The sequence below is a fragment of the Allobosea sp. genome (assembly GCF_030695125.1).
Classification (GTDB): Bacteria; Pseudomonadota; Alphaproteobacteria; order Rhizobiales; family Beijerinckiaceae; genus Allobosea.
On the sequence record NZ_JAUYTP010000029.1, the window covers coordinates 58,976 to 74,394 of the forward strand.

The window sequence follows — 15,419 nt, forward strand, 5'->3', positions numbered from 1 at the left end:
CGCTTGCGTCATGCTCGGGCTCGAACCGAGCATCTCCGGATCGAGTTTCTCGGGTCTGCGCTTCGCTTCGCCCGAGAATGACGTCCAGCCTATTTCTTCACGAAGGCGTCGAGCTTCCCGTAATGCTCGGCGAGCAGATAATAGAACGTCAGGCGCGACTTGGTCTTGTCGGCCTTCATGTGCTCGCAGATCGCCTTGACCGAAGCGTCGAGGTCGTCGCTCTTCAGACCGAGCTTCTTCTTCAGGAAATTCTCGCGGACGCGCTCGAGCTCGGTCGCGTCCGAACAGGCGACATAGCGCGTGTCGGGCTTGCTCATCACCAGTGCATAGGACTTCGACATGCCGGCAAAGGCCGCTTCGTTGAGCGGCTTCTTGGCGAATTTCTTGACGTCAGCCAGATGATCCATCGTCAGCCCCCTTTTTGTCCGGGACGACGCTGCGCCCGGTTTCCTGTTGTCGCAACGTTACGTTAACGCGCTTCCGGAACCGGGGCGAGGCCTCAAAAAGGCTAGCCCGAATCTTTTTCACGCCGGGTTCGCGCGATGGCGATGCGCGTGGCGGATACGGGCCCCCGCGGCGATGCGGGTTGAGTTCGGCGCGACCAGATGTTGCGATGCAGCATGATGGACGGAGCGCTGCGACCGATGAAGCCGACGATTCTGATGGCCCCGAAAATGCCCGCCGCCCTCGTGGCGCGGCTGCGCCAGGATTACGAGGTGCTGGGGCCGATGGACCGGGCGGCCCCCGAAGCCCTGCCGCCCGGGGCTGAAGCGGCTCGCGTGCTCCTCACCGTCGGCGGCTGGCGCACCGACGCCGCGCTGATCGACGCCCTCCCGAATCTGGGCCTCGTCGCCTGCTACGGCACCGGCATCGAAGGTGTCGACCAAGCGCATGCCAAGACACGCGGCATCCTGCTCAGCAATGCCGCAGACGCCAATGCCGACGCCGTCGCCGAATTCGCAGTCGGCCTGATGCTCGCCAGCGTTCGCCAGATCGGCAAGGGCGACCGCTTCATTCGCGCCGGGCGCTGGCAGGGCAACGCGATCGAACGCATGCCGATCGTGCCCGGCCTGCGCGGCCGCAGACTCGGCATCTACGGCCTCGGCGCCATCGGTGGCCGGATCGCGACGATGGCCTCGGCCTTCGGCATGGAGATCGGCTACCACAACCGCTCGCCGCGCCCTGAATTACCCTATCTCTACCGCGACAGCCTGGGCGGCCTGGCGGAGTGGGCTGACGTGCTGATGGTGGCGGTCCGCGCCAGTGCGGACACCCGCCATGCGGTGAGTGCGCCGGTGCTGCGGGCGCTCGGCCCCAGCGGTCATCTCGTCAACATCTCGCGTGGCATCGCCATCGACGAGGAGGCTCTTTGCGAGGCGCTGGAGACGAGCGTTATCGCCGGCGCCGGGCTGGACGTCTTCGAGCACGAGCCGCATGTTCCCGAGCGCCTCAAGGCGCTCGACAACGTCGTCCTGACCCCGCACATCGCGGCGATGGCCGACAGCGCCCAGGCGGCGCAGCAGGCGCTGCTGCTGCGCAATCTGGACGCGTTCTTCGCCGGGGAGCCGCTGCCCTCGGGCGTGCCGCTCTAAGGCGCGCGGGTCAGGGCAGCACGACCACGGGCGTGCCCATGCGGACGCGGGCATAGAGATCGGCGACGTCGTGGTTGTGCATGCGGAAGCAGCCATAGGACGCCGCGGTGCCGATCGTGGCCGGCATATTGGTGCCGTGGATGGCGTATTCGCCGCCCGGCCCCAGCCCGATCACGCGCGCGCCCATCGGGTTGCGCGGCGAGCCGCCGGGAATGACGTCGGGGAGACGAGGATTGTCGCGTCTGACGGAGGCCGGCGGGCTCCAGGCCGGATCGACCTGCATCTCCTCGACATATTTCACGCCACGCCACTGCTTGCCGGCCTTGCCGACGGCGATGGTGTAGCGGATCGCCTCGCCGGGCGCCGTGACCAGATAGAGCCTCCGCTCGCCGGTCCTGATGACGATGGTGCCCGGGCGATAGCGCGCATCGGGCGCCTGCACGATTTCGCGCGCCGCCGCGGGCCCTCCGGCCATGACGAGGAGCGGCAGCGTCAGGGCGGCCGCAAGCATCAGCGTCATCGCAGCGTGGCGTCTGGCCATGGTCGCATCTCCCGCATGTCAGGACTGGCGGGTGATCTGACGCCGATCCCCTGAATCAGCGGTTGAGCGATATGGTGAAGCCGGATTCAGGATGAATCGCCACTGAATCCCCGCGATTGCGTGCCCGTCAGGCCGCCGGGCTGATCCGGTGCTGCTGCGGCAGGAGGAAGGGGAGGCCCGGCGCCGGCGCCCGGCTGAGCGAGAGATCGACCTTGAAGACCTGGCGCAGCAGCGCATCGTCGAGCGTCTTGGCCGGCGCGCCCTGCGCGATGATCTGCCCCTGATCCATCACCACCAGATGGTCGGCATAGGTCACCGCCAGATTGAGGTCGTGCAGCACGATCAGCACCGCGACGCCGCGCGCGGCGATGGCCCGCGCCATGTCGAGCAAAGCGAGCTGATGGCACAGGTCGAGGCTGGCGATCGGCTCGTCGAGGAACAGCGCCTGGCGCGGCGCGATGCTGCGCCCGGCCTCGATCTGGCAGAGCGTGCGGGCGAACTGCACGCGCTGCTGCTCGCCGCCCGACAGGGTCTGGTACTGGCGCCCGGCCAGATCGAGCACGCCTGCCGCCGCCAGGCAGTCGCCCACCAGCGCGTCGCGGCGTGGACGCGGCATCGCCCGACCGACGCCATCGACGCCGAGGCTCGCCACCTCATAGACGCTGAAGGGAAACGCCAGCCGCGCATGCTGCGCCATGACGGCGCGCTGGCAGGCCAGCCGCCAGGCGGGAATGGCCGTGAGGGTCTCACCGTCGATCGCGACATCACCGGCCGAAGCCCTGACCTCGCCGGTCATCAGCTTCAGCAGCGTCGATTTGCCGGCCCCGTTGGGCCCGATCAGGATCGTCGTCGTGCCCGGCACGAGATCGAGCGTCGCGTCGCGCACCAGCGCCTTCCCCCCGGTGGTGAAGCCGAGGCCCCGTGCGCAGACGAGGGCGTCTTGAAGCCGCGGCTCAGACATCGAGCGGCCCCGCGCGACGCAGCAGCAGCCACAGGAAGAACGGCGCGCCGATCGCCGCCGTGACGATGCCGATCGGCAGCTCGGCCGGCGCCACGACCAGCCTCGCGACGATATCGGCGCCGACGAGCAGCATCGCCCCGCCCAGCGCCGACAGCGGCAGCAGCAGACGGTGATCGGGCCCCACCGCCAGCCGGATGAGATGCGGCACGACGATCCCGACGAAACCGATCGCCCCGGCCGCCGCGACGCTGGCGCCGACCGCGAGCGCCACCAGCAGGATCGCCAGCGCCTTGATCCGCTGGACCGGAATGCCGAGGTGATAGGCCTCCGCCTCGCCCAGCATCAGCCCGTTGAGGCCGCGCGCCAGCAGCGGCATCGCCAGCAGCAGCGGAATCACGATCGGCGCGATTGCGCTCAGCTTGGTCCAGCTTGCGCCGCCGAGGCTGCCCATCGACCAGAAGGTCAGGTCGCGCAATTGCCGGTCGTCCGAGATGAAGGCGAGCAGCCCGGTCATCGAGCCCGACAGCGCCCCCAGCGCCACCCCGGCCAGCAGCATGGTCGCCACCGAGGTCCGGCCCTGGCGGGTCGCGATCAGATAAAGCGCCAGCGTCGAGATCAACCCGCCGCAAAACGCCCCGAAGGGCAGCACGGCGAAGGGCAGCTTCATCAGCGTGCCGCTCAGGAACCGGTCCCCCAGCACGATCGTCGCCGCCGCAGCCAGCCCCGCTCCGGCCGAGACGCCGACGAGGCCGGGATCGGCCAGCGGATTGCGGAACAGCCCCTGCATCAAGGCCCCCGAGACCGCCAGCGCGGCCCCCACCAGCAGGCCGAGCAGAACGCGCGGCAGGCGGATGTTCATGACCACGAGCACGTTGCGGCCCTCGAGCAGCGCCACGTCGCCGGTCAGCCGCGCCCACAGGATCTCGGCGACGCGGCCGGGCGCGATGCTGATCGCGCCCTGACCGATCGCGACCAACGCCAGCAGGATGCAGCCGAGCACCAACCCGCCGACCGCAAGGGCTGCAACCCGCCGTCGCCCGGCAACCAGCGTCGCCAGGCCGGCCGGCAGGTGCGACACGGACGGTGCGGCGAGCGTCACGGCGCGTTCGCGGTCTTCAGCGGCGGGATCGCCGCCTCGGGATAGATCGCCGCCATCAGGTCGCGCGCGGCCAGCGGCGTGCGCGGGCCGAAGCCGAGCAGATAGAGCCCGTCCATGCTGACGAGCCGCTTCTGCCGCGCCGCCGGCGTCTCCGCGAAAGCGGGCATGGCGAAGAGTTCCTCGGGCGTGGAGAGATGATTGGCGTTGTTGCGCATCATCAGGATCACATCCGGCGCCCCGGCCATGATCGCCTCGTCCGTCATCGTCTTGTAGCCTTCAATCCCGTCGGCGACATTGACGGCCCCGGCATGGCGGATGATCGCATCCGCCGAACTGTTGCGCCCGCCGACCATCACCCGGCCATTCTGCAGCGACAGCACGAACAGCACCCGCCGGGGCTTGGCGATGGCGCTGCGCAGCGCTGTCAGCTCCTCGAACCGGGCCCGCGTCTGCGCCGCCAGCCGCTTGGCCGGCTCGACGGCGCCGACCACGCCGCCGATCGCCTCGATCTTGGAGGCGACGCCCTCGGCACTGGTCTCGTCAGGGATCCGCGCGATGCCGACGCCGGATTCGCTCAGCAGCGACACGGCGCCGGGCGGCCCCGCCCCGTCGATCAGCATCACCTGGGTGGGCTTCAGAGACAGCACGCCCTCGGCCGACAAGGCCCGGACATAGCCGACGCTCGCCTTGTCGCGCAGCGCCTCCGGCGGGAACAGGCTGGTCGAGTCGACGCCGACGATGCGGTCCTGCAGGCCCAGCGCATAGATCACCTCGGTGATCACGCCACCGACGGCGACGATGCGCGGCGGCGCCTGGCCCAGCGCCGGCCCGGCCAGGCTCGCCGGCAGCAACAGGCTGCCAGCAGCCAGCAACGTCAGGCCGATCGCTGCCGAGAGTTCGCGCCGGTCGGGCTGGCGAGGTCGGCCCGTCGAGAGGAAGTTGAAAGCGCGCATGACAGATCTCCGATCGGAGGTGGCTCTGCTTCCCTATGGCAAGCGAAGGGCTCGGAACCACCACCTTGATATCAATCAGACCAAGTAATCCGTAGTTTTTAATTATTCAAAACTAAGAAACACACCGGCGTTGTTGACGTTGATATTCAGCTTTACTAGAAACGGTCAAGGGCATGACGAAGGCCGCGACACCGGGCAAGATGCCGGTCGGGCATGGATGTCGTCGCGCCCGCCTGACCGCCGCCAGACCAGACTTCAGACAACAGGACAATTCCGATGTTCATCGCCATGAACCGCTTCAAGGTCGCAAAGGGCCAGGAGGCTGCTTTCGAGACCGTCTGGTCGACGCGCAAGACCCGCCTCGACGAAATGCCGGGTTTCCTCGCCTTCCATCTGCTCAAGGGCCCGGAGAAGGAGGACCATACCCTGTACTCCTCGCACACCACCTGGGCCTCGAAAGCCGAATTCACGGCCTGGACCAAATCGGAGCAGTTCCGGGACTCGCACCGCAACGCCGGCGAGAAGCGCGAGCAGCCGCTCTTCCTCGGCCATCCCGAATTCGAGGGCTTCGAGACGGTGCTGAGCGAGACCAACCCGCGCCTGCCCCTCCAGGCGGCCGAGTGAGGCCGACGCCATGTCCGACAGCCTGACGATCGATGCACAGGACGGGATTGCGCGCGCCCGGCTCCTCCTCGCCGAGAAGCCCGATGCCATGGTCGAAACGCTGGCGCGCGAGGCCGGGGTGTCCACCCGCGCCGTCCTCGAGCTGATGCCCCCCGAGGGACGCATTCTGATCGCCGCGGAGCGTTTCGAGGCGCTCTGGCAGGAGCTGGCCTCCTGGGGAACGGTGATGCTCCTCGTCAACACGCCCGATATCGTACTGGAATGCGAGGGCGCGCTACCGATCGGCTCCTTCGGCCATGGCTACTACAACATCCATGGCGACAGCCCCATCGGCGGCCATATCAAGGCCGCCAACTGCGCCGCGATCTATGTGGTCGATCGCCAGCTGCCGAGCCGCCGCGTCTGCTCCGTCCAGTTCTTCAACGGAGCCGGCGAGGTGATGTTCAAGGTGTTCGTCCGCCGGGATGCCGAGCGTGCGCTGCTGCCCGACCAGCTGGCGCGTTTCGAAGCCTTGAAAACAAAATTCAACTGAACGGCCATTCAGCCGCCTGATTTGGAGGGTCTGTGCCCGTTCCGGGCGCAGGCCCATCCCTGGTTTGTGATGCCGCATCTTTACGACCCCTTAACCCTGTTGGCGCAGCCTCGATCCCCTAGGGCCGAGCCATCGTGAGCGCGACTGACGAGCCCGGTTCGCCGGGCAGCCCGCGCGACATGACCGGCGAAAGCCCGTCCGATGGTCCAGCCGCAGGTATCGACATGGTCGCACATGTCGCCTTGGAAAGGGCGAGCTTTCCGCCGAACCGTCCCGCCCTGGCCTTCGTGCAGGGGCGGCGCTTCGTCGCGCGCCTTCCGGCTTTGCGCCAGAGCCTCGCCTCCGCCGTGATGCTGGGCCTGCGTTTCGTCCAGGCCCGGATGATCTCGGTCTGGGGCCTGCTGGTCGCCGCCTATTTCTGCCCGCCGCATATCTTCGCAGCCTTTGCCGTATTTTCGGCGGCGGCGGCCTTCGTTTCGATCCCGGCCCTCATGCGGCTCGAGGCCGTGTTCTTCCGCAGTGGTGACGGCCGCGAACTCGCGCTGGCCTTCCGGCTCGCTCTGGCGAGCGGCGCCGCCTTCCTCGGGCTGGTGGCCGTCGTGCTGATCGGCCTCGCCGCGACGGGCTGGATCGCGCCGGCCGTCGCGCTGGTCTTCTTCCTCTCGCTGGCGGCCCGCGCGGTGTTGCGCCTGCTCTGGGCCGAGGCGACGGCTGAAGGCGACTTCCGCGCCATCGGCAACAGCAATCTGATGCAGGCACTGGTCCAGCCCTGCCTCATGCTGCTGCTGATCGGGCTGTTTGGACCCAAGGCGCTGGCGCTGTTCCTGGCCGATGCGCTCGGACACTGGGCTGCGGCGATCCATGTCATGATCCGGCGACGCGAGAACATCTTTGCCCTCGCGCGGCCCCGGCTCTGGTCGCTGCGCGCTTTGGCCTGGGGCGCGAAACGCTGGAGCGATGCGCCGCGCATCCTGTTGCCTGCGGCGCTGCTGTCTTTCGCCTTCACCGCCGCGCCGCTGATGGCACTGCCCTACGCCACTGATCCGCTGCTGGCCGCGCAGGTCGCGCTGGCGATGCGCCTGCTCGACATGCCGACGCAGATGTTCGGCATGGTGTCGGGCCCGCTCCTGATGAACGGCCTGCGGCGCCAGAGCGGTCAGCGGCGGCAGGTCTGGGTGCGCTGGACCACGCTGGCCCTGATTGCGGGCACGATCGGCGTCTATGGGCCGATTGCGCTGGGCACCAGCCATTTCGACGACCTGTTCGATGGCAGCAGATGGTCCGGCGTCGGCCATGTCATCGCGATCATGACGATGTTCTACGCCGGCATCGCCCTGTTCAACCCGCTCCATGACATCGCCGCGCTCGCGCGCACCACGGGCTGGCAACTGGCTGCCCATGCCATCGCGCTGTTTGCCATCGTCGCGACGATCCTCTGGTTCGGCGAACTCTCCCGGGACCTGCTCTATGCGGTGGGCGCGATCTCTCTGGCCCGGGCGGCCGCGCATGTCCTGTTCGCCTGGAGCGGACAGGCACACCGCCATCGCGGCGGCGCCGATGTCGCGGGCGCGCGCGCCGCGGCCTCCTGATCCGCCGCTACTCCCTGCGGATCAGGCGATCGGCCAGGAGCGACGACAGGAAACCCGGCCTGAAGCTGCTTTCCAGACGCACGGGATCGTAGACGTCCCGCGCCCAATCGAGAAAGGCGATGCCCTTGGCCGCGCCCTCAGCCCGGTAGGCGTCGAAGAACGCGTCGAGAATGCCCGTCTTGGCGAAGCGGAAATGTCCGTAGCGCAGCGACAATTGCCGTGTCGCCTCGTCGAGCGGCCGCCCTTCGTGAATCAGCAGATAGAGCGCGGAGAAGAACCCGGCCCTGTCGGCGCCCGATTTGCAGTGGACCAGCGCCGGCTCCTGCAGCGTCGCGAAGAAATCGCCCGCCGACAGGATCGTCTCGCGATCGGGCGCGCCGCGCGAGCGCAGCACGAAATCGACCAGCGCGATGCCGTGACGTTCGCAGGCTTCCCGCTGCAGCGGCCAGGAGCCGTGCTCGCGCCCGCCGCGCAGATTGACGATCGTCTTCACGCCCTGGCTCGCAAACCAGGCGATCTGCCCCGGCGCGGGCTGCGCGGCCCGCCACAGTCGCGGCGTGACCTTGTGGGCATTGAGATAGGCCAGCCGGAAGATCCCATGGTCGACCAGCAGCATGTTGGCCCAGGCGCGCAGCCGCTGGCCGCGGCTTTCGATCGGCCGGTCCCAGCGCGCGATGCGGGCCATGCGCCTGGCATAGCGCTCCTCGTCGGGGCGCATCCGGCTCAACATGGGCGCAGCCCGCCGGGAGCGAGACCCGCACGGCTCGAATGAGATGTCATGCCGCGCCCGATACCAGCGCGGCGGCGCGAGCGCAAATCGGCGGGGCAGGACGGGGGCCGGAGACTGGTGCTAATGTCGGGCTTGGCGTTTTCGACGCAAACCCTCATAAGACGCCCGTTTCCCATCCTGACAGGTCTCAACACAATGCGCCTCGACGCCATCTCCATCGGCAAGAACCCTCCCGACGAAGTCAATGTTGTGATCGAGGTGGCGATCGGCGGCGAGCCGATCAAGTACGAGATGGACAAGGAAGCCGGCACGCTCTTCGTCGACCGCTTCCTCTACACCCCGATGCGCTACCCCGGAAACTACGGCTTCATTCCGCACACCCTGTCCGAGGACGGCGACCCCTGCGACGTGCTGGTGGCCAACACCCGCCCGCTGATTCCCGGCTCCTACATCGCGGTGCGCCCGATCGGCGTGATGATGATGGAGGACGAGGGCGGCGGCGACGAGAAGATCATCGCGGTGCCGGTCCCCAAGCTGACCAAGCGCTACGAGAACGTCCACAACTACACCGACCTGCCGAAGATCACGCTCGACCAGATCCAGCACTTCTTCGAGCACTACAAGGATCTCGAGCCCGGCAAATGGGTCAAGCTGACCGGCTGGGGCGACGCGAAGAAGGCCAAGGAGCTCATCGTCGAGGCGATGGAGCGGGCCAAGGCCGCGAAGGCGTAAGACCGCGCCGGGGCGTCATTCTCGGGCCGCGCCTGCGCGGACCCGAGAATCTCATCGTCAAGGGATGCTCGGGTCGAGCCGGAGCCTGACGAGCCTAGCTCAAGCCCCGATCGCCTCGCTGAGCGCCACCACACGCTTGGCCATCTCGGCATGGAGCAATTCGACCATGCGCCCGCCGAGCTGGATCGCACCCTTGCCCTGGTTTTCCGGCTGTGCGAACGCGGCGATGATCGCGCGGGCCTGGGCCAACTCCGCCTCGCCGGGCGCGAACACGGCATTGGCCTGTGCGACCTGCGCCGGATGGATCAGCGTCTTGCCGTCGAAGCCGAGGTCGCGGCCCTGCTCGCACTCGGCCTGGAAGCCATCCTCGTTCTTCAGGTCGTTGTAGACGCCGTCGAGAATGTCGAGCCCATGGGCGCGGGCCGCCAGGATCGCGCTGGTCAGCCAGGGCAGCATCGGCGCGCGGCCGGGCACGAAGCGGGCGCGCGTCTCCTTGGCGAGATCATTGGTGCCCATCACGAAACAGGACAGGCGCACGCGCGGATCCTGCGCCGCATGCGCGATCTTCTCGGCGTCGAGGATGGCGAGCGGCGTCTCGATCATCGCCCAGACGCGCAGCGTCGGCTCCGCCCAGAGCCCGGTGAGCTGCGCGCCGATCAGTTGCAGCGTCTCGGGCGCCGAGACCTTGGGAATCAGGATCGCATCAGGCTTGGCTTCGACCGCAGCCGCGAGATCGTCCATGAACCAGGGCGTGTCGACGCCGTTGGTGCGGATCACGAGTTCGCGCCGGCCATAGCCGCCGGCCTTCACGGCGGCGCAGACCTGGTCGCGGGCCGAGGCCTTCGCTTCGGGCGCCACCGCGTCCTCCAGGTCGAGGATCAGCGCGTCGGCGGCAATCTCGCGGGCCTTTTCGAGGGCGCGGGCATTGGAGCCGGGCATGTAGAGCACGCTGCGGCGGGGGCGGATCGTCGGCATTTATTGTCTCCCGGCGCCGGACCGGCGCCTTCCCAAAAAGTTTCGCTGCACTGCACACTAGACGCGCCGCGCATGCAACGTCAGTTCTGCGAAAGGCGAAGACGGAAGGCGGGTCGATGAGCTGGATCGCGGGCGTGGACGGGTGCAAGGCCGGCTGGATCGCGGCCGTTCTCGACCTCGCGAGCGAAGCTCTCCCGACCCTCCATGTGATCGCGTCGATCGCCGATCTGTTCGCGCTCAAGCCAGCATTTGCGGTCGTGGCGATCGACATGCCGATCGGATTGCCCGATCGCATCGAGGGCTCGGGCCGCAGCCCTGAGCAGAGCGTGCGCGCCCTCCTCGGCCAGCGCCAGTCATCGGTCTTCTCGATCCCCGCCCGTGCGGCGGTCGAAGCTCCTGACTATGCGCAGGCCTGCCGGTTGGCGCTCGCGACGTCCCAGCCGCCGCGCAAGGTCTCCAAACAGGGCTTCCACCTCTTTCCGCGCATGCGCGAAATCGACACGCTGCTCAGAACCGAGGCCGGATTGCGCGACCGCGTGTTCGAGGTTCATCCCGAACTCGCCTTCGCCACCATGAATGGAGCGCCCCTCGCCCACCCCAAGAAGATCAAGGGCACGATCAACCCCACCGGCATGGCGCAGCGACGGACGCTGTTGATCGCAGCCGGCATCCCGGCGGCAACCCTGCAGGCGCAGCCCCCCAGGGGCGCCGGTGCCGACGACATGCTCGATGCGCTCGCCGCCCTGGTCGTCGCGCGGCACATCCAGGCCGGGCGCGGACGGCCCTTCCCCGAACCACCGGGACGCGATAGCCACGGATTGCCCATCGCGATCTGGACCTACTGGCCGGACCGCCCGCCGCCACAGGACCCCGCCATGACCGACCGCCCCGTCCCGCGCCCGATGATCGAAGCCGCTGCGCAGCGCATTGCGGGCCATGCCCGCGTCACCCCCGTGATGCGGCTGGGCGTCGGAGCCTTCGGTTCGCAGGCCGACATCTCGCTGAAGCTCGAATGCCTCCAGCATGCCGGCTCCTTCAAGACGCGCGGCGCCTTCAACAACCTGCTCTCGCTGGACGTTCCCGCAGCCGGCGTCGCGGCAGCCTCGGGCGGCAATCACGGCGCGGCGGTCGCCTATGCCGCTCGCGCGCGCGGCGTGAAGGCGCGGATCTTCGTCCCCGAGATTTCGCCCGCCGCCAAGATCGAGGCGATCCGCCGCTTCGGCGCGGAGGTCGTGATCGGCGGCGCGCAATATGACGACGCGCAGGCCGCCTGCGACGCTTATGTCGCCGAAACCGGTGCGCTCAAGATCCACCCCTTCGCGGCCAGGGAAACCATCGCCGGCCAGGGCACGCTCGGCCATGAATGGCAGGGGCAGGAGCTCGATCTCGACACCGTGCTGGTCGCGGTCGGCGGCGGCGGGCTGATCTCCGGCATCGCCGCCTGGTTTGCCGGGACGAAGGTCAAGGTCGTCGGCGTCGAGCCGGCAGGGTCGCGCGCCCTGCAGGCGGCGCTGGAAGCCAAGGGGCCCGTCGACGTCAAGGTCGCCTCTGTGGCCGCCGATTCGCTCGGCGCCCGCAATGTCGGTCCGCTCGTCTATGAGGTCTGCAAGGACAGCGTCGATCATGTCGTCCTGGTCCCCGACACCGCGATCAGCGATGCGCAGGTCACGCTCTGGCGCGATTTCAGGCTGGCGGTGGAGCCCGGTGGCGCCGCCGCGCTGGGCGCGCTGCTCTGCGGCGCCTACCAACCCGCCAGCGGCGAGCGGCTCGGCGTGCTGGTCTGCGGTGCCAATGTCGACCTCGGCAAGCTCGCCACCCTGACCGGTTGACGCCGGCTTGTCGTCGGGCTGCCGACGCCATGCGCCGCCGTCGTGAATGGCCCGCGTGGAAGGCTTGCCTGATCGGACTTCCCTTGCGTTAAACTTTGCGTCCCATGCCAGAGCGTCCGGTCAACGACACCCTGAGGCTGATCAAGGCGATCCTCGCGCCGCTCGAGGAGCGCCGCATCGTCGAGATCGGCTGCGGACGCGGCGCCCTGCTGCAGGCGCTGGCCGAGGCGGGCGCCAAAGTCGCGGGCATCGACCCCGACCCGGAGGCGCTGGCCGAGGCGCGCCGTACCGCTCCGACCGCGATCCTGCGCCAGGCCGGTGCGGAACGCCTGCCCTTCACCGACGGGGCCGTCCATGCCGCGCTCTTCGTCAACAGCCTGCACCATGTCCCGGTGGCAGGCATGGGGACCGCGCTGGCGGAGGCCGCGCGGATCGTCGAGCCGGGCGGCGACATCATCGTGGTCGAACCGCTGCCAGAGGGAACCTTCTTCCAGTCGATGCGCCCGATCGAGGACGAGACGCAGATTCGGCTCGATGCGCAGGACGCCATCAAGGCGGCGATCAAGGACGGGCGGCTGCTTCTCGTCGCGAAGAGCGAGTATGACCGCGTCGAAAGCTACGCCACCGTCACCGACTTCATCGACCGCATTGTCGCCATCGACCCGGCGCGACGAGACAAGGCCATCGAAGAGCGGGAGCGGGTGATGAAGCGCTTCTTCACCCTGGCCGAGTATGTGAAGGGCGGCTACCGGCTGCGCCAGCCGCTGCGCCTGCACCATCTCAAGGTCCCGGCCCCGGCAGGCAACCCCGATCCCTGACGGACGCAGGTTAACGTCCCGCCTTTGAAATGGCAGCCTTGCCGCTGCGCCGGCCATCAAGCCCCGACGCCGCGATCATGCTCATCTGTATCGCCCCGCCGGCTCGAACGAGGTCGGCAGCTGCCCCGCTGGGGCGGCCAGCGCCGAGCGCTCGCGCGCGACATGCCCGCCCTGCCCCGGCCTGCCGACGAGCTCGCCGTCGCGCACCAGCACCTGTCCCCGCAGGATCGTGGTCATCGGCCAGCCGGTCACCGCGATGCCCTCATAGGGCGTATAGTCGCTGCCGTGATGCAGCAGGGACTGGCTGATCGTCACCTCGCGCTTGGGGTCCCAGATCGCGATGTCGGCATCCATGCCGATCGCGATCGAGCCCTTCTTGGTCAGGCCGTAGGTCTTCGCGTGATTGGTCGCCGACAGCGCGACGAACTGGTTCAGCGTGATCCGCCCCTTGCCGACCCCTTCCGAGAACAGGATCGGCAGCCTTGTCTCGACGCCGGGGATGCCGTTGGGCACCCAGCGGAAGGAGGTCTTGCCCTTCGGGATCAGCTTGCCGGCCGGGTCGTCATAGCGGAACGGGCAATGGTCGGAGGAGAATACGTTGAAGATGCCGTTCGACAGCCCTTCCCAGCAGGCCTGCTGGCTGGCGGTGTCGCGCGGCGGCGGCGAGCAGACATATTTGGCGCCCTCCATGTTGAGGCCGTCCATGTCTTTCTCGGTCAGCACCAGATATTGCGGGCAGGTCTCGCCATAGACCTTGAGGCCGCGCGAACGCGCGCGCGCGATCTCCTCCATCGCCTCGCGGTTCGAGACATGGACGATCATCACGGGGACATCGACGAGTTCGGCGAGCGAGATCGCGCGATGCGTCGCCTCGCGCTCGACGGGAATCGGCCGCGACGTCCCGTGGAATTTCGGCGCGATGTGCCCGCCGCGCTCCAGCCGGTCGGTCAGGAAGCGGATCGCGTCATAGTTCTCGGCATGGACCATGACGAGCGCGCCGGTCTCGCGCGCCACCGACATCACCTCGAGCATCTCGCGGTCGTTCAAAGCGAGCCCGTCATAGGTCATGAAGACCTTGAAAGAGGTGTAGCCGTCCTCGATCAGCGCCGGCAGGTCCTGCCCCAGCACCTGCTCGGTCGGCTCGGAAATGACGAGATGGAAGGAAACGTCGGTGTAGCAGCGCCCCTCCGCCAGCTTGTGATAATCCTTCACCGTCTCGCGCAGCGACGTGCCCTTCTCCTGCATACAGAACGGCATCACGGTAGTGTTGCCGCCGAACGCCGCCGAAAGCGTGCCCGAGGCGAAATCGTCGGCCATGACGATGCCGTCGCCGCTGGGCTGGGCGATATGGACATGACTGTCGATGCCGCCGGGCAGGACGAGGTGGCCGGTGGCGTCGATCACCTGGGTCGCCGGGCCGAGATCATGCCCGAGCGCCACGATGACGCCGTCGCGGATACCGACATCGCAGGAAAACACATCCGATGCGGTGGCGATCGTGCCGTTGGCGATGATGAGATCGTAGGCCATGTCCGGTCTCCAGAGTGATTGTCCCGCCGCATCGACGGCCCTTGCCTGCGATGTCGTCAGGCCAGCCCGCGCACCCGCGCTGCAACCTCCAGGCCGCGGTCGATCAGGAGGTTGATGTCGTTGGTGGCGACGATCAGTTTCGCGCCGAGATCATAGGCATGGCTGCGCAACAGCACCTCCCCGACCCCGATGACGCCAAAAGCCTTGCCATGCGCCGCAGCCGCTCCGGCTATGGACGCAAAGGCTGCCAGAACAGCGGGATGCTCGACGGCGCCGACATGGCCCATATCCGCCGCCAGATCGTTGGCGCCGATCATCAGCATGTCGACGCCATCAACGGCCGCGATCGCCTCGGCATTGGCGACCCCGAGCGCGCTCTCGATCATCAGGACGACGACGGTATCCGTCTCGATCTCGGCCATCATCTGCGCGGCCGGCGGCACGCGAAAGCCGAGCCGCGCCAGCGGGCTCGGCAAAGAGCGTTTGCCGGCGGGCAGAAAGCGGCATTTTTCGACGACGAGACGGGCTTCATCCGCGGTTTCGACATGCGGCACGACAACACCCTCTGCACCGCAATCCAGCACGCGGGCGAGGTCGGGCGCATAGGGACCGCCGACCCGCACCAGGCAGGGCAGCCCGGCCTCGAACGCCGTCACGCTGATCGAGGCCGCGTCCCCGATCGCGATCGGGCCATGCTCCATGTCGACGAGCAGCAGATCGAAGCCGCAACTGCGCGCCACCGTCACGATCTCGACCGTGCGCACCACGCAGGCCGCCAGCCCGATCGACAGGACGCCCGCATCAAGGCGCCGTCGCAACGTCTCTCGCATGATCGTTCGCCTCGACAGGGACCGCACAAAAACGGGAAAGGCCCATGCAAATGGCATGCACATTGCGCACGGGATGCCAACCGT

16 protein-coding genes are annotated in these 15,419 nt (G+C 68.1%); 7 read left to right on the forward strand and 9 right to left on the reverse strand.

Translation table 11 applies throughout. The annotated features are described in order from the left end of the window. Nucleotides 1-89 precede the first annotated feature (89 nt). The gene (locus Q8S38_RS08705; protein WP_305680030.1) at nt 90-407 is read right to left on the reverse strand and encodes a DUF2853 family protein; all 318 of its coding nucleotides are present in this window, start codon (nt 405-407) and stop codon (nt 90-92) included. 237 nt (nt 408-644) lie between these two features. Between Q8S38_RS08705 and Q8S38_RS08710 the strand changes: the two genes are divergently transcribed. After that, nucleotides 645-1,592 carry an NAD(P)-dependent oxidoreductase gene (locus Q8S38_RS08710; protein WP_305680031.1) on the forward strand — a complete coding sequence of 316 codons (948 nt, stop codon included), beginning with the start codon at nt 645-647 and terminating at the stop codon, nt 1,590-1,592. A gap of 10 nt (nt 1,593-1,602) precedes the next feature. Here the strand turns inward: Q8S38_RS08710 and Q8S38_RS08715 are convergent, their stop codons facing one another. The 4 genes from Q8S38_RS08715 to Q8S38_RS08730 all read right to left on the reverse strand — a co-directional run bounded on the left by Q8S38_RS08715 (nt 1,603) and on the right by Q8S38_RS08730 (nt 5,146). Beyond that, a complete protein-coding gene (locus Q8S38_RS08715; protein WP_305680032.1) occupies nt 1,603-2,133 on the reverse strand; it encodes a L,D-transpeptidase in 531 nt (176 codons plus the stop codon). A gap of 127 nt (nt 2,134-2,260) precedes the next feature. Beyond that, nucleotides 2,261-3,094: a heme ABC transporter ATP-binding protein gene (locus Q8S38_RS08720; RefSeq protein ID WP_305680033.1), complete on the reverse strand. Its 834-nt coding sequence runs from the start codon at nt 3,092-3,094 to the stop codon at nt 2,261-2,263. Continuing rightward, on the reverse strand, nt 3,087-4,163 hold the full coding sequence (locus tag Q8S38_RS08725; protein ID WP_371125867.1) for a FecCD family ABC transporter permease: 1,077 nt from the start codon (nt 4,161-4,163) through the stop codon (nt 3,087-3,089). The genes Q8S38_RS08720 and Q8S38_RS08725 overlap by 8 nt, the downstream gene beginning before the upstream one ends. A 26-nt stretch (nt 4,164-4,189) precedes the next feature. Then, entirely contained in the window at nt 4,190-5,146 is a 957-nt protein-coding gene (locus Q8S38_RS08730) for a heme/hemin ABC transporter substrate-binding protein (RefSeq protein WP_305680034.1), read from the reverse strand. Nucleotides 5,147-5,422: 276 nt separating this feature from the next. Between Q8S38_RS08730 and Q8S38_RS08735 the strand changes: the two genes are divergently transcribed. The 3 genes from Q8S38_RS08735 to Q8S38_RS08745 all read left to right on the forward strand — a co-directional run bounded on the left by Q8S38_RS08735 (nt 5,423) and on the right by Q8S38_RS08745 (nt 7,891). Next, nucleotides 5,423-5,770, forward strand: a complete 348-nt coding sequence (locus tag Q8S38_RS08735) for an antibiotic biosynthesis monooxygenase family protein (protein WP_305680035.1) — start codon at nt 5,423-5,425, stop codon at nt 5,768-5,770. 10 nt (nt 5,771-5,780) lie between these two features. After that, a complete protein-coding gene (gene hutX, locus Q8S38_RS08740) occupies nt 5,781-6,302 on the forward strand; it encodes a heme utilization cystosolic carrier protein HutX (RefSeq protein ID WP_305680036.1) in 522 nt (173 codons plus the stop codon). A gap of 134 nt (nt 6,303-6,436) precedes the next feature. Next, on the forward strand, nt 6,437-7,891 hold the full coding sequence (locus tag Q8S38_RS08745) for a hypothetical protein (protein WP_305680037.1): 1,455 nt from the start codon (nt 6,437-6,439) through the stop codon (nt 7,889-7,891). Between the two features lie 7 nt (nt 7,892-7,898). Here the strand turns inward: Q8S38_RS08745 and Q8S38_RS08750 are convergent, their stop codons facing one another. After that, nucleotides 7,899-8,621 (reverse strand): fused DSP-PTPase phosphatase/NAD kinase-like protein, encoded by a 723-nt coding sequence (locus Q8S38_RS08750; protein WP_305680038.1) that lies wholly within the window; start codon nt 8,619-8,621, stop codon nt 7,899-7,901. Nucleotides 8,622-8,816: 195 nt separating this feature from the next. On the opposite strand from Q8S38_RS08750, the gene ppa reads away from it, so the two are divergent. Continuing rightward, nucleotides 8,817-9,353, forward strand: coding sequence for an inorganic diphosphatase (gene ppa, locus Q8S38_RS08755; RefSeq protein ID WP_305680039.1), 537 nt, complete (start codon nt 8,817-8,819; stop codon nt 9,351-9,353). A 99-nt stretch (nt 9,354-9,452) separates the two neighbouring features. Here ppa and Q8S38_RS08760 read toward each other — a convergent pair whose 3' ends face one another. Further along, the gene (locus Q8S38_RS08760; RefSeq protein WP_305680040.1) at nt 9,453-10,328 is read right to left on the reverse strand and encodes an HpcH/HpaI aldolase/citrate lyase family protein; all 876 of its coding nucleotides are present in this window, start codon (nt 10,326-10,328) and stop codon (nt 9,453-9,455) included. 116 nt (nt 10,329-10,444) lie between these two features. Between Q8S38_RS08760 and Q8S38_RS24985 the strand changes: the two genes are divergently transcribed. Then, on the forward strand, nt 10,445-12,157 hold the full coding sequence (locus Q8S38_RS24985) for a serine/threonine dehydratase (RefSeq protein ID WP_371125860.1): 1,713 nt from the start codon (nt 10,445-10,447) through the stop codon (nt 12,155-12,157). Between the two features lie 104 nt (nt 12,158-12,261). Next, a complete protein-coding gene (locus Q8S38_RS08775) occupies nt 12,262-12,975 on the forward strand; it encodes a class I SAM-dependent methyltransferase (protein WP_305680041.1) in 714 nt (237 codons plus the stop codon). An 81-nt stretch (nt 12,976-13,056) separates the two neighbouring features. Here Q8S38_RS08775 and hydA read toward each other — a convergent pair whose 3' ends face one another. Continuing rightward, nucleotides 13,057-14,505, reverse strand: a complete 1,449-nt coding sequence (gene hydA, locus Q8S38_RS08780; protein ID WP_305680042.1) for a dihydropyrimidinase — start codon at nt 14,503-14,505, stop codon at nt 13,057-13,059. Between the two features lie 56 nt (nt 14,506-14,561). Then, nucleotides 14,562-15,335, reverse strand: coding sequence for an HpcH/HpaI aldolase family protein (locus tag Q8S38_RS08785; RefSeq protein WP_305680043.1), 774 nt, complete (start codon nt 15,333-15,335; stop codon nt 14,562-14,564). Nucleotides 15,336-15,419 lie beyond the last annotated feature (84 nt).

Bases quoted from the DNA above. Each gene is read 5' to 3' on its own strand.
- Q8S38_RS08705 (WP_305680030.1), bottom strand. From the start codon at position 407: ATGGATCATCTGGCTGACGTCAAGAAATTCGCCAAGAAGCCGCTCAAC.
- Q8S38_RS08710 (WP_305680031.1), top strand. From the start codon at position 645: ATGAAGCCGACGATTCTGATGGCCCCGAAAATGCCCGCCGCCCTCGTG.
- Q8S38_RS08715 (WP_305680032.1), bottom strand. From the start codon at position 2,133: ATGGCCAGACGCCACGCTGCGATGACGCTGATGCTTGCGGCCGCCCTG.
- Q8S38_RS08720 (WP_305680033.1), bottom strand. From the start codon at position 3,094: ATGTCTGAGCCGCGGCTTCAAGACGCCCTCGTCTGCGCACGGGGCCTC.
- Q8S38_RS08730 (WP_305680034.1), bottom strand. From the start codon at position 5,146: ATGCGCGCTTTCAACTTCCTCTCGACGGGCCGACCTCGCCAGCCCGAC.
- Q8S38_RS08735 (WP_305680035.1), top strand. From the start codon at position 5,423: ATGTTCATCGCCATGAACCGCTTCAAGGTCGCAAAGGGCCAGGAGGCT.
- hutX (WP_305680036.1), top strand. From the start codon at position 5,781: ATGTCCGACAGCCTGACGATCGATGCACAGGACGGGATTGCGCGCGCC.
- Q8S38_RS08750 (WP_305680038.1), bottom strand. From the start codon at position 8,621: ATGTTGAGCCGGATGCGCCCCGACGAGGAGCGCTATGCCAGGCGCATG.
- ppa (WP_305680039.1), top strand. From the start codon at position 8,817: ATGCGCCTCGACGCCATCTCCATCGGCAAGAACCCTCCCGACGAAGTC.
- Q8S38_RS08760 (WP_305680040.1), bottom strand. From the start codon at position 10,328: ATGCCGACGATCCGCCCCCGCCGCAGCGTGCTCTACATGCCCGGCTCC.
- Q8S38_RS24985 (WP_371125860.1), top strand. From the start codon at position 10,445: ATGAGCTGGATCGCGGGCGTGGACGGGTGCAAGGCCGGCTGGATCGCG.
- Q8S38_RS08775 (WP_305680041.1), top strand. From the start codon at position 12,262: ATGCCAGAGCGTCCGGTCAACGACACCCTGAGGCTGATCAAGGCGATC.
- hydA (WP_305680042.1), bottom strand. From the start codon at position 14,505: ATGGCCTACGATCTCATCATCGCCAACGGCACGATCGCCACCGCATCG.
- Q8S38_RS08785 (WP_305680043.1), bottom strand. From the start codon at position 15,335: ATGCGAGAGACGTTGCGACGGCGCCTTGATGCGGGCGTCCTGTCGATC.